Here is a 23,993-nt window from a genome sequence, read left to right on the forward strand (position 1 = left end):
TCCCGATCAACGCAGGGGCGACTTCTCCCCTGCCGTCACCGCCGCCGACACGGTGTTGCCGGCGGGCGGCAGGGGGCAGGTCGCGAAGTCGGTGAACGCGCAGGGCAGGTTCACGAGCCGGTTGAAGTCGATCGTGACGCGCCCGTCGACCGGGTCGGGCACCTGCACCGAGCGCCCGCCCGGGTAGGTCGTGACGCCCAAGGTGGCGTCGCGGAAGTGCAGCGACAGCCCGCCCTGCTTCCCCGGCATCGCCACGAGCGCCTGCTCGGCCCCGTCGAGGACGAACCGGACGACGCCGACGGCCGTGAGGTGGTGCTGCAGCCCGTCGACGACCGCGTCGACGGTGATCGGACGCGGCTCGTCGTAGGGCTCGAACACGCCGTCGACGACCCACGCGGGGTCGACGTCGAACGCCGGCACCCCGGTGAACGCGGCGCGGGTCGGGGCCTGCGGGTCGCGGACGCGCAGCACGTGCGCGTCGGTGCGGCGGGCGATCTCGACGACCTTGTCGCCGACCTCCACGAGCGAGCCCGGCAGGCCGTTCACCGGGTGCAGCACCGCGGTGCCGTCGACGGGAAGCGGGCCGCGGACGCCGCGGACGAACAGCCCGTCGGCCGCCGCCGCGGTGACGACGACGCCGTCGGGCGTGGCGCTCCACAGGCCGGGCAGGTCCTCGACGGTCGACGGCTCGGGGGTGAGCCAGTGCAGCGCGGTGAGGCTGAGCCAGCCGTGCGGGGCGCGCAGCTGCTCCTCGCGGTCGGAGTGCCAGGCGTCCCACGCGGAGTGCAGGTCGAGCGTCGCGGTCATACCGGTGGAACACCCTGTCGTGTGGGCCCCATTCCCGCCCGCGGGGTTGACAGCGCCGAGCGGTGCCCTGCACGGTAGGTCCGTGATCACGCGCGCCCTCTGCTGTCGACGCCACGTCGACCTGCTGCGCGTCGCGTCCGCCGCCTGTCGCTGACTCCAGCCCGCGGCCCCCCTCTCTCTCTTCTTTCTCCCCTGCCTCGAAAGGCACTCCCATGCCCTCCGCCGTGCCCGCAGAACCCCTGAAGTTCGCCTACTGGGTCCCCAACGTCAGCGGTGGCCTCGTCACCAGCACGATCGAGCAGCGCACCGACTGGGGCTACGACTACAACCGGAAGCTCGCGCAGACGGCCGAGAACAGCGGCTTCGAGTACGCGCTCTCGCAGGTCCGCTACATGGCGAGCTACGGGGCCGACCACCAGCACGAGTCGACCAGCTTCTCGCTGGCGCTGCTGCTGGCCACCGAGCGGCTCAAGGTCATCGCCGCTGTGCACCCCGGTCTGTGGCAGCCCGGCGTGCTGTCGAAGTGGGTCGCCACCGCCGACCACCTGTCGAAGGGGCGCATCGCCGTCAACGTCGTGAGCGGCTGGCTCAAGGCCGAGTTCACCGCGCTGGGCGAGCCGTGGCTCGAGCACGACGAGCGCTACCGCCGCACCGAGGAGTTCATCCGCGTCCTGCGCGAGATCTGGACCAGCGACTCCGCCGAGTTCCGCGGCGACTTCTACCGGATCCACGACTTCGACCTCAAGCCCAAGCCGCTCGACGTCCCCGGCCGGGCGCACCCGGAGATCTTCCAGGGCGGCAACTCCTCGGCGGCCCGCCGCAACGGCGGCCGCGTCTCGGACTGGTACTTCAGCAACGGCAAGGACTACGAGGGCTTCTCCGAGCAGGTCACCGAGGTCCTCGGGCACGCCGCCGACGCCGGCCGCACCACGCCGCCGAAGTTCGGCCTCAACGGCTTCATGATCGCCCGGGACACCGAGAAGGAGGCCCGCGAGACGCTGCGCGAGATCATCGCGAAGGCCAACAAGCCGGCCGTCGAGGGCTTCCGCGACGCCGTGCAGCAGGCCGGGGCGTCCACGGGGAACAAGCAGGGCATGTGGGCGGACTCCTCGTTCGAGGACCTCGTCCAGTACAACGACGGCTTCCGCACCCAGCTCATCGGCACGCCGGAGCAGATCGCCGACCGCGCGATCGAGTACAAGCGCCGCGGGGCGAACCTCCTGCTGCTGGGCTACCTCCACTTCCAGGAGGAGGTCGAGCACTTCGGCACGCACGTCCTGCCGATCATCCGGGAGAAGGAGGCCGAGCTCGCCGACCGGACGCCCGCGCTCGTCGGCAGCTGACCCCCCGTGAGTGGAAACGAGTGCCCTGGCACTCGTTTCCACTCACGAGCCCGGAGGGCCCCCGTGTACCCGAAGCCGCTCACCCGTCGACGCCACGTCGACCTCCTCCGCTCGGTCTCCACCGCCTGTCGGTGACCCCGCTCCCCAGCCCGCCGCCCCCGGCGTGAGCTGCGCGGCCGTCCCCGGCCGCAGCCCGCACGACGTCCAGGCCGCCACGCGCTCGTCGTGGCCGGCCGGGTCCGTCGTGCCCGAGACCAGCGAGAGGCACCACCATGACCACGCTCGAGAACCGTCCCGCCACCACCGCCTGGGCCGACCGGCCCGCGCCCGACTCCCCCGACGCCTGGCTGGCCCGCGCCCGCGAGGTGCGCGCGCTCCTGGCCGTCGACGCCGCCGCCCGCGACCGCGCCGGCGAGACCCCCTACGCCGAGGTCGCCCTGCTCAAGGACTCCGGTCTCGTCACCCTGCTGGGCCCGGTCGCCGAGGGCGGCGGGGGCCAGGAGTGGCCGCTCGCCTACCGGGTCGTGCGGGAGATCGCCGCCGCCGACGGCTCCATCGGCCAGCTCCTGGGCTACCACTACCTGTGGTTCTGGGCGGCCCGCCTGGTCGGCACGCGCGAGCAGATCGCCGCCGTCGAGGCCGACGCCACCCGCAACCGGTGGTTCTTCGGCGGCGCGGTCAACCCCCGCGACTCCGACGTCGTCATCCGCGACGAGGGCGACCGGATCGTCTACAACGGCGGCAAGACGTTCTCCACCGGCAGCAAGGTCTCCGACGTCACCGTGCTGGAGGGCGTGCTCGAGGGCACCGACACCCACGTCTTCGCGATCGTCCCGAGCGACCAGCCCGGCATCGTGTTCCACGACGACTGGGACAACATCGGGCAGCGCCTCACCGAGAGCGGCAGCGTGACGATCACCGACGTCGCGGTGCCGTGGGAGGCGGCGGCGGGCTTCGTCGACAAGGCGTTCCAGCCGCGCGTCTACAACACCCTGAACGTGCCGACGATCCAGCTCGTGTTCGTCAGCTTCTACCTGGGCATCGCCCGCGGCGCGCTGGAGACCGCGGCCGAGTACACCCGCACCCGCACCCGCCCGTGGCTGCACGGCGGCCAGGAGCGCGCCGTCGACGAGCCCTACCAGCTCGACCTCTACGGCGACCTCGCGTCGAAGCTCTGGGCGGTCGAGGCGCTGGCCGACCAGGTGGCGCAGGAGGGCCTGGTGATCCACCACGACGCGTGGGAGGTCACCCCGCAGCAGCGCGGCGAGCACGAGGTGCGCGTCGCCGCGGTGAAGGCGCGGGCCACCGAGGTCGCGCTGGAGGTCACCAGCACCGTGTTCGAGGGGCTGGGCGCGCGGGCCACGGCGGCGGAGCTGGGCTTCGACCGGTTCTGGCGCAACGTCCGCACCCACACCCTGCACGACCCGGTGGCCTACAAGCGCCGCGAGGTGGGGGCGTTCCTGCTCCGCGACGAGCTGCCCGAGCCCACCTGGTACTCCTGACCGCTCACCCCACCCGGGCGTGCCCGCCGGGCAGCCCGGGTGGGGTGGCCGGCTCCGTGGTCCGCACGCGGGGCAGGAAGCGCCCGGTGCGGGCGGCGTACGCGGTGTAGGCCTCGCCGTGGACGCGCGCCAGCGCCGGCTCCCGCACGCCGCGGACCTGCACCTGCACGGCGACGACGAGCACGACCGTCGCGAGCACCCCGACCAGCGTCGGCACCATCACGAGCGTGCCGGCCAGCGCGAGCACGCCGCCCGTCAGCCCGGGGTGGCGGACGCGCTCGTGCAGCCCGTCCGTCGCCAGCGCGGGGCCGGAGCGCCGCACCGCGGCGACCTGGCTCCGCGCGGCCAGGACGAGCACCGTGCCCAGCAGCGACAGCCCGGCCCCGATCACGGCGACGCCCGGGTCGTCGAACAGCGCGATGGGGTCGATGACGTCGATCCCGACGAGCAGCGGTGCGGCCAGGCCCAGCACGGCGGCCAGCGCGAACAGGCTCCGGGCCCACCACGCGGCCGCCGTCCGGCCCGCGCGGCCGGCCGGGCGCGGGCCGCGGCCCAGCACGCCGAGCGCCACCGCGGCGACGCCGAGCACCAGCGCGACCCAGCCGGCGACGTGGTGGTCGAAGCCGGGCAGGTCGCCCGACGCCCCGACGGCGAGCCACGCCCCGCCGAGGAAGAACAGCGCCGCCGCCCCGACCCGGACCGCCTTCTCGGGCAGCCGCCTGCCGAGCCGGCGCCCCACGACGATCGCGAGCGCGTCGGCCGCGACCATGCCCACGGTCGAGCCCACCCACACCCCGGCCCAGCCGTGCTGCGTGGCCAGGGTGATGGTGGCGAGCATCGTCTTGTCGCCCAGCTCGGCGAGGAAGAACGCGACGGTGACGGCGAGCAGCGCCGATCCCGCGACGCGCGCGGCCTTCGCCTGCTCCGACTCATTCAGCGAGTCGCCGCGCAGCGTCCACAACCCGAACCCGAGGAACATGACGGCCGCGGTCAGCGAGATCCAGCCGGTGGGCAGGGCCGCGCCGAGCCCGTGCCCCACGGCGACGGAGAGCAGGTGCACAACCGAGGTGGCGACCGTGATGCCGACCAGCACCGGGAGCGCGCGGTAGCGGGTGGCGAAGGCCAGGGCCATCAGCTGCGACTTGTCGCCGAGCTCGGCGACGAACACGACCAGCGCGCTGACGCCGCACGCCAGCAGGAATCCGCTCATGGGGAGCCACGTCCTCGATCTCGGACCGGATCGGGGTGGGGTCCACTCCGACCCGGTGGCAGTCACCGGATCGAAGGTCTCGCTCGCCTGGTGGTGCAGGCCGTGCGGCCGGGCGTCCCGGAGATGGGCGGGGAGCCAGTGTGTCGACCGCGACGTTGGGAGCTACTCCCCTTCGCGAGTCCAGACCATACGCTGCAGGGGCCGGTCCGTCGCCGGACCCGCCCCAGCAGTGGAGGAGATCACATGCCCGACGCCGTCATCGTCGACGCGGTCCGCACGCCCATCGGCAAGCGGAAGGGATCGCTCGCCGAGGTCCACCCCGTCGACCTCTCCGCCGTGGTGCTGCGCGCGCTGGCCGAGCGCACCGGCATCGACCCGTCCGTCGTCGACGACGTCGTGTGGGGGTGCGTCAACCAGGTCGGCGACCAGGCGTCGCAGGTGGGGCGCTACGCCGTGCTCGCCGCGGGCTGGCCGGAGAGCGTCCCCGGCGTCACGATCAACCGGGCGTGCGGGTCGAGCCAGTCGTCGTTCGACTTCGCCGCCGGCATGGTCATGTCCGGGCAGTACGACGTCGTCGTGGCCGGGGGCGTCGAGTCCATGACGCGCGTCCCGCTGGGCTCGGGCCGCGACCTGGGCCGCCCGTTCGGCCCGCTGGTGCGCGAGCGCTACGCTGCCGACCTCACCAGCGGCGAGTTCCCCGGCGGCGACTTCAACCAGGGCATCGGCGCCGAGCGCATCGCCGCGGAGTGGGGCTTCTCGCGTGCCCAGCTCGACGAGTACTCGGCGCGGTCGCACGCGCTCGCGGCCGCCGCGATCGACGCGGGCGCCTTCGACGCCCAGCTCGCGCCCGTCCCGGACGCCCCCGGCCTCACCGCCGACGAGGGCCTGCGCCGCGGCACCACGCCCGACACGCTCGCGAAGCTCAAGCCGGTCTTCCGCGAGGACGGCGTCATCCACGCCGGCAACAGCTCGCAGATCTCCGACGGCGCCTCGGCCGTGCTGATCACGACGCCGGAGCGGGCCGCCGAGCTGGGGCTGACGCCGATCGCGCGCTACCACGGCGGCGCGGTCAGCGGCGCCGACCCGCTCAAGATGCTCACCGGCCCGATCCCGGCCACGGCGAAGGTGCTCAAGCGCACCGGGCTGTCGGTATCCGACATCGGCGCGTTCGAGGTCAACGAGGCCTTCGCCCCCGTGCCGCTGGCCTGGCAGGCGGAGTTCGGCGCCGACCCCGACCGGCTCAACCCCCTCGGCGGCGCCATCGCCGTCGGGCACCCGCTGGGCGCCTCCGGCACCGTCCTCATGACCCGGCTCGTGCACCACATGCGCGACCGCGACATCCGCTACGGCCTGCAGACCATGTGCGAGGGCGGCGGCACGGCGAACGCGACGATCGTCGAGCTGCTGCGCTGAGCTCCTGGGCTGCGATGGGCTCCTGGGCTGCGACGGGCTCCTAGGACGGGCCCCGCAGCAGGGCGTTCACGCGGCCGGACCACCTCTCGTGGGCGGCCTGCCGCGTGACGCCCGCGGCCCGGGCGATCTCGTCCCAGGTGGCGCCGTGGCGGCGCAGGCCCAGCACCGTCGGCCACGGGTCCAGGCCCGCCCCGAGCCCGATGCGCAGCTGCAGGAGCTGCCACGCGCGCTCCCGCTGCCGCGGCACGTCGGTGCCCTCCTCGGCGTGCCACTCGACGCTGCCGGGCGCGGGCCACCGCCCCAGCAGCAGGTCGGCCTGGCGCCCGGCCTCCCCGACGGCGGCCACCTGGACGGCGGCGGAGGCGGCGGTGACGTCGGCGTCGAGGGCGCGCGCGGTCCAGTCGTCGCTCATGGGCGTCAAGGTAGCCCTGACAGCCCGCGATCGGTAGGGGATTCCCAGGAGCATCTCAGCTCCCTCCCAGGCTCCCGGCCCATCGTGGTGCCATGACCGAGAACAGGGAGCAGGGACCGGACGCGAGCGCGCCCCTGGGCCCCCGCACCGACCAGCACCCCGTCCCCGCTTACGCCGGAGCCCCTGCTCCGGATCCGTCGGGGGCCGCCCGCCACACGCACGGGCACACCCACCCGACCTACCCGGCCTACGGCTCGTTCGCCACGGGCCCGACCGGGCCGACCGGCCCCGGCGGCGCGCCGACCGGCCCCGCCGACCGCCCGCGCCGGTCGCGGACGATGACCGGCATCGTCACGGCCGCGCTCATCGCCGGGCTCGTCGGCGGCGGCGCGGGCTTCGGCGGTGCGTACGCGCTGCTGGAGGACGACTCGCCGGCGTCGACGCTGCTCACCTCCCCCGCGTCGCCGGCCGCGGCCGCGACGGCCGGGACGGTCGCGGGCGCCGCCGCCACGGCGACGCCGAGCACGGTCGACATCCGCGTCACCCTCGCGCAGGGCACCGCGGAGGGCAGCGGCGTGGTCCTCACCGCCGACGGCGCCGTGCTCACCAACAACCACGTGGTCGCCGGCAGCACGGGCGACATCACCGTCACCCTCGCCGACGGCAGCACGCACGCGGCCACCGTCGTGGGCACCTCGCCGAGCTACGACCTCGCGGTGCTCCAGCTCCAGGGGGTCTCCGGGCTCACCCCGGCCGTGCTGGGGAACAGCGCGGACCTGCAGGTCGGGCAGCAGGTCGTCGCGATCGGGTCGCCGCAGGGCCTCACCGGCACGGTGACGACCGGCATCGTCAGCGCGTTCGACCGCACCGTCGCCGTCCAGGGCGAGGACGGCTCGGCCGTCGTCTACAACGGGCTGCAGACCGACACCCCGATCAACCAGGGCAACTCCGGCGGGCCGCTGGTCGACCTGCAGGGCCGCGTCGTGGGCATCAACTCCGCGATCGCCACCGGCAGCAGCCAGAGCACGGGCAGCATCGGCCTCGGCTTCGCGATCCCGGTCGACCAGGCCAAGCGCGTGGCGCAGGAGATCCTCGACTCGGGCACGGCCACCAAGCCGGTGCTCGGCGTGCAGGGCAACGCGGCGGCGAGCAGCGGGGGCGGCGCGCAGATCGCCGCGGTCGAGCCCGGCTCGGCGGCCGCGCAGGCGGGGCTCGCGGCCGGGGACGTCGTCACGAAGGTCGGCGACGCCCGCGTCGAGGACTTCGCCGACCTCGTCGCCCGCATCGGCGCGCAGACCCCCGGCGACACCGTCACGCTGACGGTCGGGGAGGGCGGGTCCGAGCGGACCGTCGAGGTCACCCTGGGCAGCGCCCCGGACCGGGCGGCGTCGACGAGCAGCGGCGGCCAGGCCCAGACCGTCCCGCAGACCCCTTTCGGCAGCCCCTTCGGGAACTAGCCGACCGAGCAGGCCGGGGCGGCTGACGACGACGCGACCCCGACACGGTCACCACGAGACCCCGACTCGCGGGAGTTCCCCCGCGAGTCGGGGTCTCGTTGCGCGCGAGTCGGGGTCCCACTGCGCGCGAGTCGGGGTCTCGTTGCGCGCGAGTCGGGGTCCCGTTGCGCGCGTGTCGCGGGCCGGTCATCCCTCGGCGAGCCAGGCCCGGATCTCGGCCTCGTCGGCGCCCAGGCCGGGGGGCGGGCGGTGGTAGGCGGGCGGGGTGGCGGAGTAGCTGACGGGGTTGCGGACGCTCGGCACGCCGCCCGGCCGCACCACCGGGTCGAGCCCGAGCCGCTCGGCCAGCGCGAGCCCCTCGTCGACGCCCTGGATCGGGCCGCACGGCACGCCGATCGGGGCGAGGACGTCGAACCACTCCTGCGCGGACCGGGTGGCGAGGCGCTCGAGCAGCAGGGGACGGAGCTCGTCGCGGTGGGCGTTGCGGTCGGCCATCGAGCCGAAGCGCGGGTCGTCGAGCAGCTCCGGCGCCCCGATCGCCTCGGCGAGCTTGCGGAACTGGCCGTCGTTGGCCGCGATGACGATCAGCTCGCCGTCGCCGGTGGGCAGCGGCTCGTAGGGGAACAGGCTCAGGTGGGCGTTGCCCAGCCGCCGCGGGACGACCCCGCCCGCGAGCACCGCCGACGTCTGGTTGACCAGCGCCGAGAGCCCGGCGGACAGCAGGTTGGTCTGCACGTGCTGGCCCTCGCCGGTGGCGTCGCGGTGGTGCAGCGCGGCGAGGACCGCGACGGTCGCGTGCAGCCCGGTGATGACGTCCAGCACCGCGACGCCGGCCCGCAGCGGCGGCCCGTCGGCCTCGCCGGTGACGCTCATCAGCCCCGACACCGCCTGCGCGAGCAGGTCGTAGCCGGGCAGGCCGGAGTCGGGGCCGAAGCCCGAGATCGAGCAGTAGACGAGGCCGGGGTTGGTGGCCGAGACCGTCGGGTGGTCGAGCCCGAACTGCGCGAGCCCGCCGGGCTTGAAGTTCTCGACGAGGACGTCGGCGCGGTCGGCGAGGCGGCGGGCGACGGCGAGGTCGTCGGCGTCGCGCAGGTCCAGGACGATCGAGCGCTTGTTGCGGTTGGTCGAGAGGTAGTAGGTGGCGGTGCCGTCGGCGGAGACCGGGGGCGTCCACGTGCGGGTGTCGTCGCCCGTCGGCGGACCCTCCACCTTGATCACGGTGGCGCCGAGGTCGGCGAGCAGCATGGTGGCGTAGGGGCCGGCCAGGATGCGGGCGAAGTCGGCGACGACCACCCCCGCGAGCGGTCCGGTCGGGCGGTCGTCAGCGATCACGACCCGATTCTGGTGCATGGGCGGCGGCGGCCTCCGCGGCGCGGGCCGCGAACAGGGCTCGCTCGGGCTCGTTGCGGGTGAGCACGGCCGCCTCGGCGAAGCGGTCGGCGGCCTCGGCGTGCCGCCCGGCCATGGCCAGCAGCTCGCCGTGCACGGCGGGCCGCTGCGGGTAGGCAGCCAGCGCCACCTCGTCGACCTCCTCGAACAGCGCCAGACCGGCCTCGGGCCCGGACGCGTAGCCGTGGGCCATCGCCCGGTTCAGCGCGACGACGGGCGAGGGCCACCCCGCGGCGAGCACGTCGTAGAGCGCGGCGATCTGCGCGCGGTCGGTCTCGTCGGCGGTGCGGGCGGTGGCGTGGCAGGCCGCGACGGCCGCCTGCAGCGTGTACGGCCCGATCGCACCGGCCTCCGCGGCCCGGGCCAGCGCCGCGAGGCCGCGCCGGACCAGCAGGGCGTCCCACCGGCGCCGGTCCTGGTGCTGCAGCAGGACCGGGCGGCCGTCGGCGTCGTGGCGGGCGGCGGCGCGCGCCTGCGTGAGCTCCAGCAGCGCGGCCAGCCCGTGCGCCTCCGCCTGCTCCGGCACCAGCGACGCCGTGAGCCGGGCCAGGCGCAGCGCCTCGGCGCACAGCTCGGGGCGCATCCAGTCCTCGCCCGCGGTGGCGCTGTAGCCCTCGTTGAACACCAGGTAGATCACCTCGAGGACGCTCGCGAGGCGCTCGACCAGCTCGTCCGGACCCGGCATCGCGAACCGGATCCCCTTGTCCCGCAACGCCTTCTTCGCCCGCGAGATGCGCTGCCCGGCCACCGGGTCGGGCACCAGGAACGCCCGCGCGATCTCGTCGGTGCGCAGGCCCGAGAGGCAGCGCAGCACGAGGGCGACGCGGTGGTCGCGGTGCAGCGCGGGGTGGCAGGCGGTGAAGAGCAGGCGCAGGACGTCGTCGCCGACCGGGTCGTCCAGGGCGTCGTCGACGGCGTCGCGCTCGTCGACGACGTCGGTCGCGTCCCGGCCGATCGCCTCGACGGCGCGGCGGTGCACGGCCGCGCGCCGGAAGCCGTCGACGGCCCGGTTCTTCGCCGTGGTCATCAGCCAGCCGCCGGGGTTGGGCGGGACCCCGGAGACCGGCCACCGCTCCAGCGCCGCGACGAGCGCGTCCTGCGCGAGCTCCTCGGCGGTGCCGACGTCGCCGGTGAACCGGGCGAGCCCGGCCACCAGCCGCGCCGACTCGATGCGCCACACCGCCTCCACGGCCGCGACGCCCGACGCACCGGTCACCCCGCCATCATGCCGGGCCCACCCTCAGGCCGGCGCGCTCAGGACGGGGGCCCGAAGTCCTCGGGCCCCATCACCTTCAGCACCCGCGCCTCGCCCTCCCAGCCGGGCCAGAGGTCGCGGTGCAGGGCCATGAACCGGCTCGTCCACTCCACCGCCTCCTCCTTGGTGCGGGTGTCGTAGACGGCGTAGCTGATCATCTCCTTGGACTCCGCGAACGGGCCGTCGGTGACGCGGAGGCCGTCGCCGCCGACGGCGACCTTCGCGCCCGCGGCGCTCGGGGCGAGGCCCGCGGTGTCGAGGAGCACGCCGGCGCGGGTGGCGTCCTCCCCCAGCTGCAGGATGCCGGCCATCAGCTCGGCGGGCGGCGGGGCGTCGGGGGTGGTGGCCTCGAGAACGACGAGGTAGCGCATCGGAGTGGTCCTTCCTGACGGGGGAGGTCTCAGCGGCCGTCGGTGTTCGGCATGGTCCGGTAGCGGTGGACGAACACGACGGTGAGCAGCGCGAACACGGCGACGACGACGGCCACGAACACCGGCACGCCCGCCGCCCCGAGCAGCCCCGACGCCAGGCCGAGGAACCCGGCGAGGAACAGCGGGGCGACGACCCGGCAGGCCGTGGCCGGCCCCCCGAACCCCTCACGGGAGAGCCGCCGGGCCAGGACGAGCAGCGCCGCGGCGAGGCACGGGAACCCGAGCGCGCCGGCGAGCAGGTGCACCGCCGCGGTGCCGCTGATCGTCGTGGCCTGCGGCAGGTCCGCGGGGAACCCGTTCACGGCGTCGACGGGGAAGATCCCGGCGACGACCAGGCTCAGCCCGAACAGCGCCAGCAGCACCGGGGCCGCCGTCGCGGCCGGGCCGGTGCGCAGGGCGCGGCGCAGGCCGATCGCGGCCAGGACCGTCATGACGCCGGTCGCGACGAGGTTGGTGACCTGGATCCAGCCGCCGTCGCCGAGCGCGAGCTGGCTCCAGGCGTGGCGGGAGAAGTCGAAGCCCTCGCGCAGCAGGCCCTGCACCACCGAGGCGACGACGTACACCGGGCCGGCGATGACGCCGTAGCCCAGCAGCGACTTCGTGACGCGGTCGGCGGTGAGCTCCTCGGGCGTCGAGACGGTGCCGGCGCGGGTGGGGATGGTGGTCATGGCGGTCTCCCGGTGTCCTGCCCCCGGTCGTCGGGGGCGTGTACCGACTCCACGAACGGCCCGGGCTGATTTTGCACCCGCGCCGGAGGGAGTCTCAGCGCCGCGCCCGCACCGGGTCGAGGCGCCGCAGCAGCACCGCCGTGAGCGCCACGAGCACCGCCACGATCGCGACGAGCACGACCACCGCGACCACCCACTGGCCGGCGGTGTGCTCCCAGAGCGGGTCAGGGTCGGTCTGCAGCCGGTTCATGTCGATGGTCGTGGAGCCCATCGCGAACGCCCACCGCGACGGCACCAGCCACGCCAGCTGCTCCAGCACCGGCCGCCCGTGCACGGGGAAGATCCCGCCGCTGACGACGAGCTCCAGCATCAGCACGAGCACCAGCAGCGGCATGCCGCGGTCGGCGTTGTCGATGAACGCGGAGATCGCGAGCCCGGCCACCATCGACGCCACGGTGACGGCGACGACGGCGAGCAGCACCTCCGCCACCGGCGACCCCAGGACGAGCGCCTCGTCGGGGCCGTCGCGCCCGAGCGTCGCGAGCAGCGTGAACAGCACCGCCTGCAGCCCGGTGATCACGCCGAGCACCAGCAGCTTCGACACCAGGTAGGCCGGTAGCGACAACCCGATGGCGCGCTCCCGGACGTACACCGGACGTTCCTTCACCAGCTCCCGGATCGACGCGGCCAGCCCCACCAGCGCCCCGCCGACGACCAGCACGAGCAGCAGCTGCAGCGGTTGGGCGTCGGCGGCGCCGAGGGCGGCCGTGACCGACAGGCCGGAGTCGCCGGGCACCAGGCGGGCCAGCAGGCTGAGCATCAGCGGGAGCACGGCCAGCGAGATCGCGTACTGCTTGTCCGACGCGATGACCGCCAGGTAGCGCCGGCACAGCACCGCGAGCTGGGTGCCGAAGCGCTGCTGCGGCGGGGCCGCCGCGGGGGCCGAGCGGTCGGCGATCCGGGGGGTGTGACCGGTGGCGCCCGCGACGTAGCGCCGGTGCTGCACCGACTGCCGGAAGCGCGCCCCGATCTGGTCGCCCGGAACGCGGCTCAGCAGCAGGAACATCTCGGCGTAGTCGGGCTGGTTGAAGTAGGCCAGCGCCTCACCGGGCGGGCCGAAGTAGGCGACGTGGCCGCCGGGAGCGAGGACGAGCAGGCGGTCGCACTGGTCGAGGTTGGCGACGCTGTGGGTGACGACGACGACCGTGCGCCCGCCGTCGGCCAGGCCGCGCAGCGTCTGCATGACGGCCTTGTCCAGCCCCGGGTCGAGCCCGGACGTCGGCTCGTCGAGGAACAGCAGCGTCGGCTTGGTGAGCAGCTCCAGCGCCACCGACGTGCGCTTGCGCTGCCCGCCCGACAGCGTGTCGATGCGCTGGTCGGCGTGCTTCGTGAGGCCGAGCTCCTCGAGCACCTCGGTGATCCGGCGCTCGCGGTCGGCCCGCTTGACGTCGGCCGGGAAGCGCAGGCGGGCGGCGTAGCGCAGGGCGCGTCGCACCGTCAGCTGGGTGTGCAGCACGTCGTCCTGCGGGACGAGGCCGATGCGGTGGCGCAGCTCGTCGAACTCGGCGTAGAGGTCGCGCCCGGCGTAGCGGACCTCGCCGATGTCGGCGGGCCGGCTGCCCGTGAGCGCCCGCAGCAGCGTCGACTTCCCCGCCCCGCTGGGCCCCACCACCGCCAGCAGGCTCTTGCCGGCCAGCCCGAAGCCGACGTCGCGCATCAGGGCCTTGCCCTCCGGCGTGGTGACGCCGAGGTCGCGCACCTCGAAGGCGACGTCGCCGGTGTCGACGGCCGCGACCAGCTCGTCGCCGTGCAGCTGCAGGAGCGCGTGCCCGATGCCGATGACGTCGCGCGGCCCGACGGCGGCGGTCCGCACCCGCACCCCGTTGACGAACGTGCCGTTGCCGGTGCCGAGGTCGGCGATCTGCCAGCCCTGGCCGGTGCGGCTCAGCTCGGCGTGGTGGCGGGAGACGAGCAGGTCGTCGAGGACGACGTCGTTGTCGGGCAGCCGGCCCACCCGGATGCGCGCGGTCTGGGCGGCCCGCGCGACGCTGTAGCTCATGGTGGCGCCGCCGCCCTGCCGCGCCAGCACGCCGCCCGCGGGCACCGGGGGCAGCCGGTCGGGCGCCGGCGGTGGGGCCCCGACCGGCCGGAACTCCAGCGCCGTGACGTCCGGCGGCGTGCCGAGGTGCACGGTGACCGGGCCCGTCACCGCCATCGTCGTGACGCGCCTGCCGCCGGCGAACGTGCCGTAGCGGGAGTGGTCGGTGATCGTCCAGCGGCCGTCGGCGAGCTCGACGACGAGGTGGGTGCGCGAGACGTGCGCGCCCGGGAGGTCGAGATCGGCGGTGGGGCCGCGCCCGATGACGAAAGGGCGTCCGGGCGGCACCTGCATCCGCCGCCCGGCCGCGACCAGCTCCAACGACTGCATCGAGGTCCCCCTGGTCGCCCGTGGTGGCCGTAACCTAACCCGCTCCCGCGTCCCGTCAACGCGTCGGGCCCGAACCCGCCGGAGATCATCGCCCCGCGAGCGCCTCCCGCCGGGGCGGCGCGCCGGTTAGCGTGCAGGCATGGCTCTGGCGATCACCGACGACCACCGGACGCTGGCCCAGGTGGCCCGCTCCGCCCTCTCCGGACAGCGCGCGGCCGCGCGGGACCTGCTCGACCGGCCCGACGAGGCGCTCCCCGCGTCGTGGAAGGAGCTGGCCGGGCTCGGCTGGCTCGGGCTCGCCGTGCCCGAGGAGCACGGCGGCGAGGGCGCCGGGCTGCCCGAGCTGGCGGTCGTGCTGGAGGAGCTGGGGCGCGTCGTCGCGCCCGGGCCGTTCCTGCCGACCGTGCTGGCGTCGGCGGTCCTGACCGAGGCCGGCACGCCGGAGCTGCGGGCGTCGCTGCTGCCGGGGCTGGCCGACGGGTCGCGCACCGCGGCCGTCGGGCTCGGCTCGGGCGTCACCACCGACGGCACCACCGCGAGCGGCGACGCCGGGTTCGTCCTGGGCGGCGGGCTGGCGGAGCTGTTCCTGCTGGTCGCGGGCGACGACGTGGTCGTCGTCGAGGCCGTCGTCGGGGCAGTCACGAAGGACGTGCCCTCCGCGCTGCTCGACCGCACCCGCCGCGGCGCCCTGGTCACCCTCGACGCCGCCCCGGTGCTGGGCGTGGTCCTCGGCGGCGCCGCGGTGGCGCGCCGGCTCACGCGCGTGCTCGCCGCCGCGGAGGCCGCGGGCATCGCGACCGCCTGCCTGGAGACCTCGGTGGCCTACGTCCAGGAGCGCAAGCAGTTCGGGCGCACCGTCGGCACGTTCCAGGCCGTCAAGCACAAGGCGGCCGACCTGCTGCTCGACGCCGAGCTCGCCGTCGCCGCCGCGTGGGACGCCTCGCGCGCCCCGGCCGGCACCCCCGGCGCGGAGCTCGCCGCGGCGGTGGCGGCCGCGCGGTCGGTGCCCGGCGCCGTCCGGGCCGCGGAGACGATGATCCAGCTGCACGGCGGCATCGGCTTCACCTGGGAGCACGACGCCCACCTCTACCTTCGGCGCGCGCTCACGCTCGCCGCGGTCGTCGCGCAGACCGGGGACGCCGACCGCGACGCCGCCCGCCTCACGCGCGACGGCGTCACGCGCGCCCCGGACCTCGACCTCCCGCCCGAGGCCGACGCCCACCGCGCGGCCGCCCGGGAGTTCGTCGCCTCGCTGGAGGGGCTGGACGCACCCGCGCGCCGCGTGAAGATGGTGGAGTCGGGCTACCTGGTGCCGCACTGGCCGCCGCCGTGGGGCCGCGACGCGTCGGCCACCGAGCAGCTCGTCATCGAGCAGGAGTTCCGCGGCGTCGACATGCCGTCCCTGGGCATCACCGCCTGGAACATCCAGACGATCTCCCAGCACGGCACGCCCGAGCAGCACGACCGCTGGCTGCTGCCCGCGCTGCGCGGGGAGACCGAGTGGTGCCAGCTGTTCTCCGAGCCCGGCGCGGGCTCCGACGCGGCGGCGATCTCGACGCGCGGCGTGCGCGTCGACGGTGGGTGGCGGGTGACCGGCCAGAAGGTCTGGACGACCCGCGCGCACCAGTCCGACTGGGGCTTCGCGACGGTCCGCACCGACTCCTCGGGCCCGAAGCACTCCGGCATCACGATGATGGCGATCGACCTGCGCTCGCCGGGCGTCGACGTCCGGCCGCTGCGCGAGCTCACCGGCGACGCCCTGTTCAACGAGGTCTTCCTCGACGACGTGTTCGTGCCCGACTCCGACGTCGTCGGCGAGGTCGGGCAGGGCTGGCGGGTGGCGCGGGCGACGCTGGGCAACGAGCGCGTGTCGATCGGCGGGGGCGGCGCGGGCACGATCCCGTTCCGCGCCAAGGACCTGCTGCCCCTCGCCGACGCGTCGGCCGACCCGCACACCGCGGAGCGGGAGGTCGGGGCGCTGGTCGTCGAGGACCTGACGAAGCGGCTGCTCCTGCTGCGCCAGGCGGCGCGGGCCGTCGGCGGCACCGAGCCCGGCCCGGAGGGCAACCTCAACAAGCTGTTCTCCTCCGAGCACGCCCAGCGCGTCACGGCGCTGGCGGTGCGCCTGGCCGGCACGGCGGCCGTGGCCGGCGGCAACGAGCTCGTGATGCGCTGCTACCTGTGGGCGCGGTGCCTGACGATCGCGGGCGGCACGTCGGAGATCGCACGCAACCAGGTCGCGGAGCGGCTGCTCGGCCTGCCCCGCGACCCGTTGATCAGCTGAACCCTCGTGAGTGGCGATCGTGGTCCTGGCCACGATCGCCACTCACGGGTGCGTCAGCGCAGCGCGTGCTCCCGGTGGGCCCGCTCGATGAGCTCGCGCAGCTCGGCGTCCTCCCGGACCTCCGTGCCGTGCTTGTCGTCGGGCAGGTCCTTGATCCGCTGCTCGTCGGCCTCGAGCAGCGCGTAGTTGCGGGCGCGGGTGTCATCGTCCAGCTCCTGGTCGACGGCCTCCTTCGCGTGCTTGCGCGCCGCCGACGACACGCTCTTCGCCTTGCCCGACGCGCTGAACAGCGAGGCCACGACCGTCACGGCCAGGACGCCGATGATGACGACCAGCGAGAGCCCGGTGCTGATCTCGACGACCGGCAGCGGCTCGCCGCCGTTGAGGAACGGCAGGTTGTTCTCGTGCAGGGCGTGCAGGATCAGCTTGACGCCGATGAAGCCGAGGATGATCGCGAGCCCGTAGGACAGGTAGACGAGCCGGTCGAGCAGGCCGTCGATCAGGAAGAACAGCTGGCGCAGGCCCATCAGCGAGAACGCGGTGGCCGTGAACACGATGTAGGTGTTCTGGGTCAGGCCGAAGATCGCCGGGATGGAGTCGAGCGCGAACAGCAGGTCGGTGGCGCCGATGGCGACCATCACCAGGAGCATCGGCGTCAGCATCCGCTTGCCGTTCTCGTAGGTGAACATCTTGTCGCCGTCGTAGTGCTCGCTGGTGTGGAAGAACCGGCGGGCGAGGCGGACCATGACGTTGTCCTGCTGCTCCTCGTCCTCGTCCTCGCGGAGCAGGTTCACCGCGGTGACGATGAGGATCGCGCCGAAGATGTAGAACACCCAGGCGAAGGAGTTGATCAGCGCCGCGCCCAGGAAGATGAACCCCGTGCGGGCGAGCAGCGAGAACACGATGCCGAACAGCAGCACCTTCTGCTGGTCCGCCCGCGGCACGGCGAAGCTCGCCATGATGATCAGGAAGACGAACAGGTTGTCGACCGAGAGCGCCTTCTCGGTGACGTAGCCGGCGAAGTACTCGGTGCCCATGGTCGCTCCGCCGAACCACCACACGCCGATGCCGAAGACGATCGCGATGCCGACGTAGATCGCCGACCAGACCGCCGCCTCGCGCAGCGTGGGGATGTGCGCCTTGCGCACGTGGAAGACGAAGTCGAAGAGGAGGAGGCCGACGATCCCGACGATCGTCAAGCCCCAGACGAGGGCGGGTACGTCCATGAGCGTCATCCGTTCCGGCGTGGCGGCATTAGGAAAGGGCAGTGTGTCGTTTCCCTGTAGTCTGACGTACGAAGCCCGCACCTGTGTTCCCCGGAGAGGAGATCCGACCGTATGACCTCGACCACACGCGGGCCCGGACGCCCGCCGGACCCGGAGCGCGAGACGGCGATCCTCGACGCCGCCCTGGAGGTCCTGGCCGAGGTCGGCTACGACCGGCTGACCGTCTCCGCGGTGCACAAGCGGGCCCACGCCAGCGCGAAGACGGTGTACCGGCGCTGGTCGGGCAAGGAGGAGCTGATGACGGCGGCGCTGCAGCACGCCGTCATCCGCGCGGGTCACGGGTCCGGCGACGTGCCCGACACCGGCACGCTGCGCGGCGACCTCGTCGCCAACCTGCACCGCCCCACCGGCGCGCCGACCCGCAACCTCACCCACGGGCTGCTCGCGGTGGCGGCGTCGAGCGGCGAGCTCGGCGCGCTGGCCCTGGAGCTGCTGCGCTCGCAGGAGGCGCGGCTGATGAAGGTCATCCTGGCGCGGGCGCGCGAGCGCGGGGAGGTCGGCGACGACGTCGACGCGATGCTGGTCGCCGACGTCACCCGCGGCATGACGCTGCAGCACCTGCTGCTCACCGACGAGCCGGCCGACGCCGAGTTCGTGGAGACCCTCGTCGACCGGGTGCTGCTCCCCGTGATCACCGCGGGACGCTCTGGCGTGTGACCCACCACGCACCCGGTTAGGGTCCGTCCATGACGAACCTCGCAGCCAACCTGGTGCAGACGGCCGCCGACCACGGCGACCGTCCGGCGGTGCGCCTGGACGACGCCGTCCTGACCTACTCCGACCTGCTCTCGTCCGCTGCCGGTGTCGCCGGGATGCTCAAGGAGCGCGGGATCGAGCCGGGCGACCGCGTCGGCCTGGTGTTCCCCAACGTCCCCGCCTACCCGATCGTCTTCTACGGCGCCCTGCTGGCCGGCGCCACGGTCGTGCCGATGAACCCGCTGCTCAAGGCCCGCGAGGTGGAGTACTACCTCAAGGACTCGGGCATGTCGCTCGTGTTCGGCTGGGACGGCGGCGGCGACGCGGTCGCCGACGGTGCGAAGAACGTCGGCATCGACGCGGTCGTCGTCGGCGCGATGGGGCCGAGCGAGGAGCAGCTCGGCGGCGCGGCGCCCGCGCCCGAGGCCGTCGAGCGGGCCGACGACGACACCGCCGTCATCCTCTACACCTCCGGCACCACCGGGCAGCCCAAGGGCGCCGAGCTCACGCACCACAACCTCGACACCAACTGCCGCACCACCGTCGACGCGCTCATCCAGATCACGCCCGACGACGTGATCATGGGCTGCCTGCCGCTGTTCCACGTGTTCGGCCTGACCTGCGGGCTCAACGCGTCGGTCGTCACCGGGTCGTGCCTGACGCTGATCCCGCGCTTCGACGCCGGCAAGGCGCTCGAGGTCGTCGCGCGCGACCAGGTCACCGTGTTCGAGGGCGTCCCGACCATGTACGCCGGGATGCTGCACCACGACGACGCCGACTCGGCCGACGTCTCCTCGCTGCGCACCTGCATCTCCGGCGGCTCGGCGATGCCGGTCGAGATCATGAAGGCGTTCGAGGACAAGTTCGGCTGCACGATCCTGGAGGGCTACGGCCTGTCCGAGACCTCCCCGGTGGCCTCGTTCAACCAGCCCGGCAAGGAGCGCAAGCCCGGCACCATCGGCTTCGAGGTCCCCGGCTGCGAGATGAAGGTCGTCGACGACGACGGCAAGGAGGTCGCCGAGGGCGAGCCCGGCGAGATCGCCATCCGCGGCGAGAACGTCATGAAGGGCTACTGGGGCCGCCCGGAGGCCACGGCCGAGTCGATCCCCGACGGCTGGTTCCGCACCGGCGACATCGCCACGAAGGACGCCGACGGCTACTACACGATCGTCGACCGCAAGAAGGACCTCATCATCCGCGGCGGCTACAACGTCTACCCGCGCGAGATCGAGGAGGCGCTCTACGAGCACCCCGCCGTCGCCGAGGCCGCCGTCATCGGGATCAAGCACTCCGACCTTGGCGAGGAGGTCGGCGCGGCGGTCGCGTTCAAGTCCGGCGAGTCGGCCGAGCCCGACGAGCTGAAGGCGTTCGTGAAGGAGCGCGTGGCGGCGTACAAGTACCCGCGGCACGTGTGGGTCGTCGACGAGCTGCCCAAGGGCCCGACCGGCAAGATCCTGCGCCGCGAGGTGGAGGCGCCGGAGGGCACGGGGAGCTGACGCCCGCTCCGCCGCGTCTCACGAGGGGCGGCTCGCACACAGGGCCCGGGGCCCGCACACAGGTCCGGACCTGTGTGCGGGCCCCGCGGCCTGTGTGCGGGCTGTGCGGGCGTCAGCGCGCGCCGTCGAGCACGGGGATGAGGTGCTCCTCCTCGTAGGCGAGGTGGCGCTCGAGGTCGTCGACGAGGCGGTCGACCTGCGCCGCCACCCCCGCTCCCCCCTCGGCCAGCACGTCGGCCAGCCGCGCGGTGAGCGCGGCGATCTCCTCGTGCTCGCGGCGCAGCCGCTCCAGCACGGGCGCGAGGTCGGGGCGGGTGCGGTCGAGGAACGGGAACATCGCCAGGTCCTCGCCGCCGTGGTGGTTGCGCAGGCCGGCGCACAGCGTCAGGCAGTTCATCCGGAGCTGGGCACCGAGTCCAGGGCCGGCGCCCGCCACCTCGGCGCGGATCAGCGCGAGCTCGCGCCGGAACACGTCGTGCACCAGCCGCAGGGCCGTGCCGGGCGAGTCGGCCGCGATGTCGGGCGGGCCCTCCTGGACGCTGCGCAGGGCGACGACGGGCAGCACGCGCGTGGTGCCGTCCTGGTAGGCGGCCCAGCCCGGGTCGGCCTCGGCGGCGCGTGCGAACGCGGCGTCGCGCTCGTCGCCGTCGAGGACCTCGGCCTCGACGGGGTAGGTGAACACGCCGGTCTCGACGGTGCCGCGCGGGTCGGCGCGCAGGTTGTGGAACCAGGCGGGGTGGCGCGGTCCGCCGCCCGCCGACCCGATGACGAGGACCCGCTCGCCGCCGTCGGGCAGGTAGCCCAGGGGCACGGTGTGCGGGGCACCGGTGCGGGCACCGGTGGTGGTGAGCAGCAGCAGGCGGGCGTCGGCGAACCAGCCGCCGACCCTGCCGTGGTGCGCGCGGAACTCCGCGATGATCGGGTCGTTGAAGGCGTTCGGCAATTCTTCTCCATTCCTGGGCATGACGAGGTGCCGCCGGGGCGGTGGGCGTGCCGCGGCGGTGGAGGGCAGTGGGGAGGGGACGCACGGCCGGACAGGGCCGGCGGCGAGGAGCCCGCGGACACGGAGGATCCGCAGGTGGAGGAGGGTGTTCAGAGCGGTGGGGCGGGCCACGGGCCCGCCGGGCGGTCACGCCCTGGCCGGGTGCCCGTCTCGTGAGCGGCGCGAGGCCGACCCGGCAGTCATGGCGTCGACCCTATCGACGCCGCACCGTTCCCGGCAATACGCGGAAAAGGGTTCAGCCCGTCACTTCCGCCGGCCGGACGGCGTCGGGAACGGGGTGCCCGAGGTGGGTGAGCCAGCCGCGCAGCACGCGGTGCAGGTCGCCCGCGCCGACGATCTCGTGGTCGGGCGCCGGCAGCACCGCCGGGTGCAGCAGGAAGCCGCGCGACTGCGCGCCGCCGAGCCCGCCGTGGCTGCCGACGTGCGGCTCGAACGGCGGAGCCTCCTCGGTGGCGGGGTCGTAGCGGCTGTTGATCATCAGGTCGGCGCAGTTGTCGAAGGTGTCGACCCGGCGGACGAGGTCGGCGGCGTGCGGGCCGTAGCCCGCGAGCGGGTCCTCGCCGAGGACGACGCCGGTGGCGAGGCGGTGCAGCCCGTCGCGGCCCAGCACGACCGGCCCGAACTCCGCGCTGCGGACGAGCAGGAACCCGATACCGGGGTGGTCGACGAGGCCGGGCAGCAGGTCGGGGAACTCGCGCTCGATCGTCTCCAGCTCCACCCGGCCCTCGTGGTCGGTGAACGACACCATCGCCATGTGCCCGGACGCCACGGCGACGACGCCCGGCGCGACGCGCGGAACCCGCTCGTCCTGCGCGACGTGCGGCGCCGGCTCCTCGGCGCGGACGCGCTCCACCCGCTCGCGGAGCCGGTTGGCGACGAACCCGCGCCCCGACGCCTCCGCGAGGACCGTGCCCGCCTGCCAGCCCTTCTCCGAGCGACCGGTGGCGCCGTGGGTGGTGTCCGGCGCGCCGCACAGGCGCCCGACCAGCTCCTCGACCGACTCGCCGAAGCGGTCGGCGAACGCCCAGCCCTGCGTCTGGCCGTGGTCGGACAGGCACACCACGAGGTAGCGCCGCGGCGCGAGCTGCGTGGCCCGGTGCAGGCGCCCGATGTGCTGGTCGATGTCGCGCAGCACCGCGAGGGAGTCCCAGCGCTCGACGCCGGAGTAGTGCGAGACCTCGTCGTAGCCCAGGAAGTCGGCGTACACGCAGGCCCGGCCGTCGAACATGTCCTCGATGATCGCCGAGACGACGACGTCGCGGGCGATGACGTTCGTGCCGGCGCGCACGAACGGGAACCACAGCCCGCGGTGCACGCGCGGGAACACCCGCCGCTGCCGCTGCGTGATCGACGCCCGCAGCTCGCGGACGATCTCCGCGACCGCCCCGCCGAGCGTGCGCAGCGCGTTGACCGGGCTCGCGAAGTAGGCGAAGTACCCGTACCCGGAGGCGACGTGGTGGCGCCCGCGCCTGCCCCGCCCGCTCAGCACCGGCACCGCGCTCATCGTCAGGCTGACGTAGGGGGCGTCGCCGGTGAACAGGTTGCCGTGCCCGGCCCCGTCGACGGCGAGCAGCCCGCGCCCGTCGGACGCGCGGCGCTCGATCTCCGCGGCGTCCTCGGGGTTGGAGCACGCCATGACGTGGTCGCCGGGCTTCTCGTACCACCGGAAGCCCAGGATGCCCGACGAGTCGCCGTGCAGGATCCCGCAGACGCTCGCCCCGGTCTGGGAGCTCCAGTCGGTGTTCCAGTGCGTCAGGCGGTGGCTGCCCTCGGCGAGCCAGCGCGAGAACACCGGCATCTCCCCGCTGCGCAGCGCGCGCCGCAGCGTGTCGTGACCCAGGCCGTCGACCTGCAGGAACAGCACGCCGGGCGGCCGGTCGTCGGTGTCGGAGGTGGCGCCGGGACGGCGGGCGGCGCGCCGGAAGAAGATCTCGTCCTCGTCGATCGCGAGCAGGCCCGACACGAGAGCGCCGACCACCGACATGACCATCGCGACGCCGACCGCCGTCGACAAGTTGACGATCGTGACGCCCGGGATCGCGAACGACAGCAGCAGCAGCGCGGCGCCGATCACCAGGTAGGACGCGACGCCGAGGGTGAACAGCGCGACCGGCAGCGCGACCCGCAGGATCAGCGGCCACACCACCGCGCTGAGCACGCCGAGCGCCAGCGCGAGCACCGTCGGCTGCCACCAGCTCGTCATCTCGAAGCCGACCAGCAGCCCGTCGAGCAGGTTGAGCGCACCCGTCGTCAGCACCCAGACGGCGATCACCCGCAGCAGCACGCGGCCGCCGCGCACCACGCGTCCGGCGCCCTCGGGAGGACTCATGCGCGGGCCTTCCTCGCGTCCGACCGCAGCCGCGACACCAGGGCGCTCACCCCGGCCACGGCGAACACCAGCCCGGTGGCCACGAGGGTGGCCACCACGGGCGAGTCGAACAGACCGCCGCTGACGACGCCGAGCACCGCGTACGCGGCGGCCCACAGCACGCACGCCAGCAGCGCCGCGGGCACCAGGCGCCGCCACGGGTAGTCCAGCGCTCCGGCGGCGAGCAGCACCGGGATGCGGCCCGCGGGGAGCAGGCGCCCGACGACGACGAGCAGCCCGCCGCGCGTCGCGAACTGCCCGCGGACGGCGTCGAGGCGGTCCTGCGACTGCCCGCGCGCCAGCCACCGCTTCGCCGCCGCGCCGCCCGCGCGGGCCAGCGCGAACGTCACGAGGTCGCCGATCAGCGCCCCCGCGACGGACAGCAGCAGCACCAGCACCAGCGACAGCCGCCCGGTCGTCACGGCGATCGCGGCGGCCGCGCCGACCACCGCCCCCGTCGGGACGACCGGCACGATCGAGCCGAGCAGCACGCCGCCGAACACGACGGGGTAGCCCAGCGCCGTGGGGTCGGTCCAGTCGATCCC

19 protein-coding genes are annotated in these 23,993 nt (G+C 74.4%); 7 read left to right on the forward strand and 12 right to left on the reverse strand.

The annotated features are described in order from the left end of the window. Positions 1–6 precede the first annotated feature (6 nt). Positions 7–807, reverse strand: a complete 801-nt coding sequence (locus HOP40_RS01325; protein WP_172154016.1) for a DUF1684 domain-containing protein — start codon at positions 805–807, stop codon at positions 7–9. Positions 808–1,019: 212 nt separating this feature from the next. On the opposite strand from HOP40_RS01325, the gene sfnG reads away from it, so the two are divergent. Beyond that, positions 1,020–2,150, forward strand: a complete 1,131-nt coding sequence (sfnG, locus tag HOP40_RS01330; RefSeq protein ID WP_172154017.1) for a dimethylsulfone monooxygenase SfnG — start codon at positions 1,020–1,022, stop codon at positions 2,148–2,150. A gap of 272 nt (positions 2,151–2,422) precedes the next feature. Beyond that, a complete protein-coding gene (locus HOP40_RS01335; RefSeq protein ID WP_172154018.1) occupies positions 2,423–3,652 on the forward strand; it encodes an acyl-CoA dehydrogenase family protein in 1,230 nt (409 codons plus the stop codon). 4 nt (positions 3,653–3,656) lie between these two features. On the opposite strand, the gene HOP40_RS01340 is transcribed toward HOP40_RS01335, so the two are convergent. Beyond that, a complete protein-coding gene (locus HOP40_RS01340; RefSeq protein WP_172154019.1) occupies positions 3,657–4,862 on the reverse strand; it encodes a TMEM165/GDT1 family protein in 1,206 nt (401 codons plus the stop codon). 243 nt (positions 4,863–5,105) lie between these two features. On the opposite strand from HOP40_RS01340, the gene HOP40_RS01345 reads away from it, so the two are divergent. Further along, positions 5,106–6,275, forward strand: coding sequence for a thiolase family protein (locus HOP40_RS01345; protein WP_172154020.1), 1,170 nt, complete (start codon positions 5,106–5,108; stop codon positions 6,273–6,275). A 40-nt stretch (positions 6,276–6,315) separates the two neighbouring features. Here HOP40_RS01345 and HOP40_RS01350 read toward each other — a convergent pair whose 3' ends face one another. Then, entirely contained in the window at positions 6,316–6,687 is a 372-nt protein-coding gene (locus tag HOP40_RS01350) for a hypothetical protein (protein ID WP_172154021.1), read from the reverse strand. Between the two features lie 92 nt (positions 6,688–6,779). Between HOP40_RS01350 and HOP40_RS01355 the strand changes: the two genes are divergently transcribed. Then, complete coding sequence (locus tag HOP40_RS01355) at positions 6,780–8,144, forward strand: S1C family serine protease (RefSeq protein WP_205347047.1); 1,365 nt, start codon at positions 6,780–6,782, stop codon at positions 8,142–8,144. A 186-nt stretch (positions 8,145–8,330) separates the two neighbouring features. On the opposite strand, the gene HOP40_RS01360 is transcribed toward HOP40_RS01355, so the two are convergent. The 5 genes from HOP40_RS01360 to HOP40_RS01380 all read right to left on the reverse strand — a co-directional run bounded on the left by HOP40_RS01360 (position 8,331) and on the right by HOP40_RS01380 (position 14,315). Next, entirely contained in the window at positions 8,331–9,476 is a 1,146-nt protein-coding gene (locus HOP40_RS01360; protein WP_240157455.1) for a CaiB/BaiF CoA transferase family protein, read from the reverse strand. Beyond that, positions 9,466–10,749 (reverse strand): RNA polymerase sigma factor, encoded by a 1,284-nt coding sequence (locus HOP40_RS01365; protein WP_172154023.1) that lies wholly within the window; start codon positions 10,747–10,749, stop codon positions 9,466–9,468. Before HOP40_RS01365 ends, HOP40_RS01360 begins: the two co-directional genes overlap by 11 nt. Before the next feature lie 38 nt (positions 10,750–10,787). After that, complete coding sequence (locus HOP40_RS01370; protein ID WP_172154024.1) at positions 10,788–11,159, reverse strand: YciI family protein; 372 nt, start codon at positions 11,157–11,159, stop codon at positions 10,788–10,790. A 29-nt stretch (positions 11,160–11,188) separates the two neighbouring features. Continuing rightward, positions 11,189–11,887: a DUF998 domain-containing protein gene (locus HOP40_RS01375; RefSeq protein ID WP_172154025.1), complete on the reverse strand. Its 699-nt coding sequence runs from the start codon at positions 11,885–11,887 to the stop codon at positions 11,189–11,191. Positions 11,888–11,981: 94 nt separating this feature from the next. After that, complete coding sequence (locus tag HOP40_RS01380; protein WP_172154026.1) at positions 11,982–14,315, reverse strand: ATP-binding cassette domain-containing protein; 2,334 nt, start codon at positions 14,313–14,315, stop codon at positions 11,982–11,984. A gap of 139 nt (positions 14,316–14,454) precedes the next feature. On the opposite strand from HOP40_RS01380, the gene HOP40_RS01385 reads away from it, so the two are divergent. Further along, positions 14,455–16,599, forward strand: coding sequence for an acyl-CoA dehydrogenase family protein (locus tag HOP40_RS01385; protein WP_172154027.1), 2,145 nt, complete (start codon positions 14,455–14,457; stop codon positions 16,597–16,599). 53 nt (positions 16,600–16,652) lie between these two features. On the opposite strand, the gene HOP40_RS01390 is transcribed toward HOP40_RS01385, so the two are convergent. Continuing rightward, a complete protein-coding gene (locus HOP40_RS01390) occupies positions 16,653–17,825 on the reverse strand; it encodes a TerC family protein (RefSeq protein WP_172154028.1) in 1,173 nt (390 codons plus the stop codon). 111 nt (positions 17,826–17,936) lie between these two features. On the opposite strand from HOP40_RS01390, the gene HOP40_RS01395 reads away from it, so the two are divergent. Both HOP40_RS01395 and HOP40_RS01400 read left to right on the forward strand, forming a co-directional pair. After that, complete coding sequence (locus tag HOP40_RS01395; protein ID WP_172154029.1) at positions 17,937–18,542, forward strand: TetR/AcrR family transcriptional regulator; 606 nt, start codon at positions 17,937–17,939, stop codon at positions 18,540–18,542. Between the two features lie 29 nt (positions 18,543–18,571). After that, the gene (locus HOP40_RS01400; RefSeq protein ID WP_172154030.1) at positions 18,572–20,077 is read left to right on the forward strand and encodes a long-chain-fatty-acid--CoA ligase; all 1,506 of its coding nucleotides are present in this window, start codon (positions 18,572–18,574) and stop codon (positions 20,075–20,077) included. 112 nt (positions 20,078–20,189) lie between these two features. On the opposite strand, the gene HOP40_RS01405 is transcribed toward HOP40_RS01400, so the two are convergent. The 3 genes from HOP40_RS01405 to HOP40_RS01415 all read right to left on the reverse strand — a co-directional run bounded on the left by HOP40_RS01405 (position 20,190) and on the right by HOP40_RS01415 (position 23,990). Next, a complete protein-coding gene (locus HOP40_RS01405; RefSeq protein WP_240157456.1) occupies positions 20,190–21,020 on the reverse strand; it encodes a nitroreductase/quinone reductase family protein in 831 nt (276 codons plus the stop codon). Positions 21,021–21,315: 295 nt separating this feature from the next. Then, positions 21,316–23,409 carry a phage holin family protein gene (locus HOP40_RS01410; RefSeq protein ID WP_172154032.1) on the reverse strand — a complete coding sequence of 698 codons (2,094 nt, stop codon included), beginning with the start codon at positions 23,407–23,409 and terminating at the stop codon, positions 21,316–21,318. Next, positions 23,406–23,990 (reverse strand): DedA family protein, encoded by a 585-nt coding sequence (locus HOP40_RS01415; RefSeq protein WP_172167664.1) that lies wholly within the window; start codon positions 23,988–23,990, stop codon positions 23,406–23,408. Before HOP40_RS01415 ends, HOP40_RS01410 begins: the two co-directional genes overlap by 4 nt. Between the last annotated feature and the right edge of the window lie 3 nt (positions 23,991–23,993).

This window comes from Pseudonocardia broussonetiae (assembly GCF_013155125.1).
GTDB lineage: Bacteria > Actinomycetota > Actinomycetes > Mycobacteriales > Pseudonocardiaceae > Pseudonocardia > Pseudonocardia broussonetiae.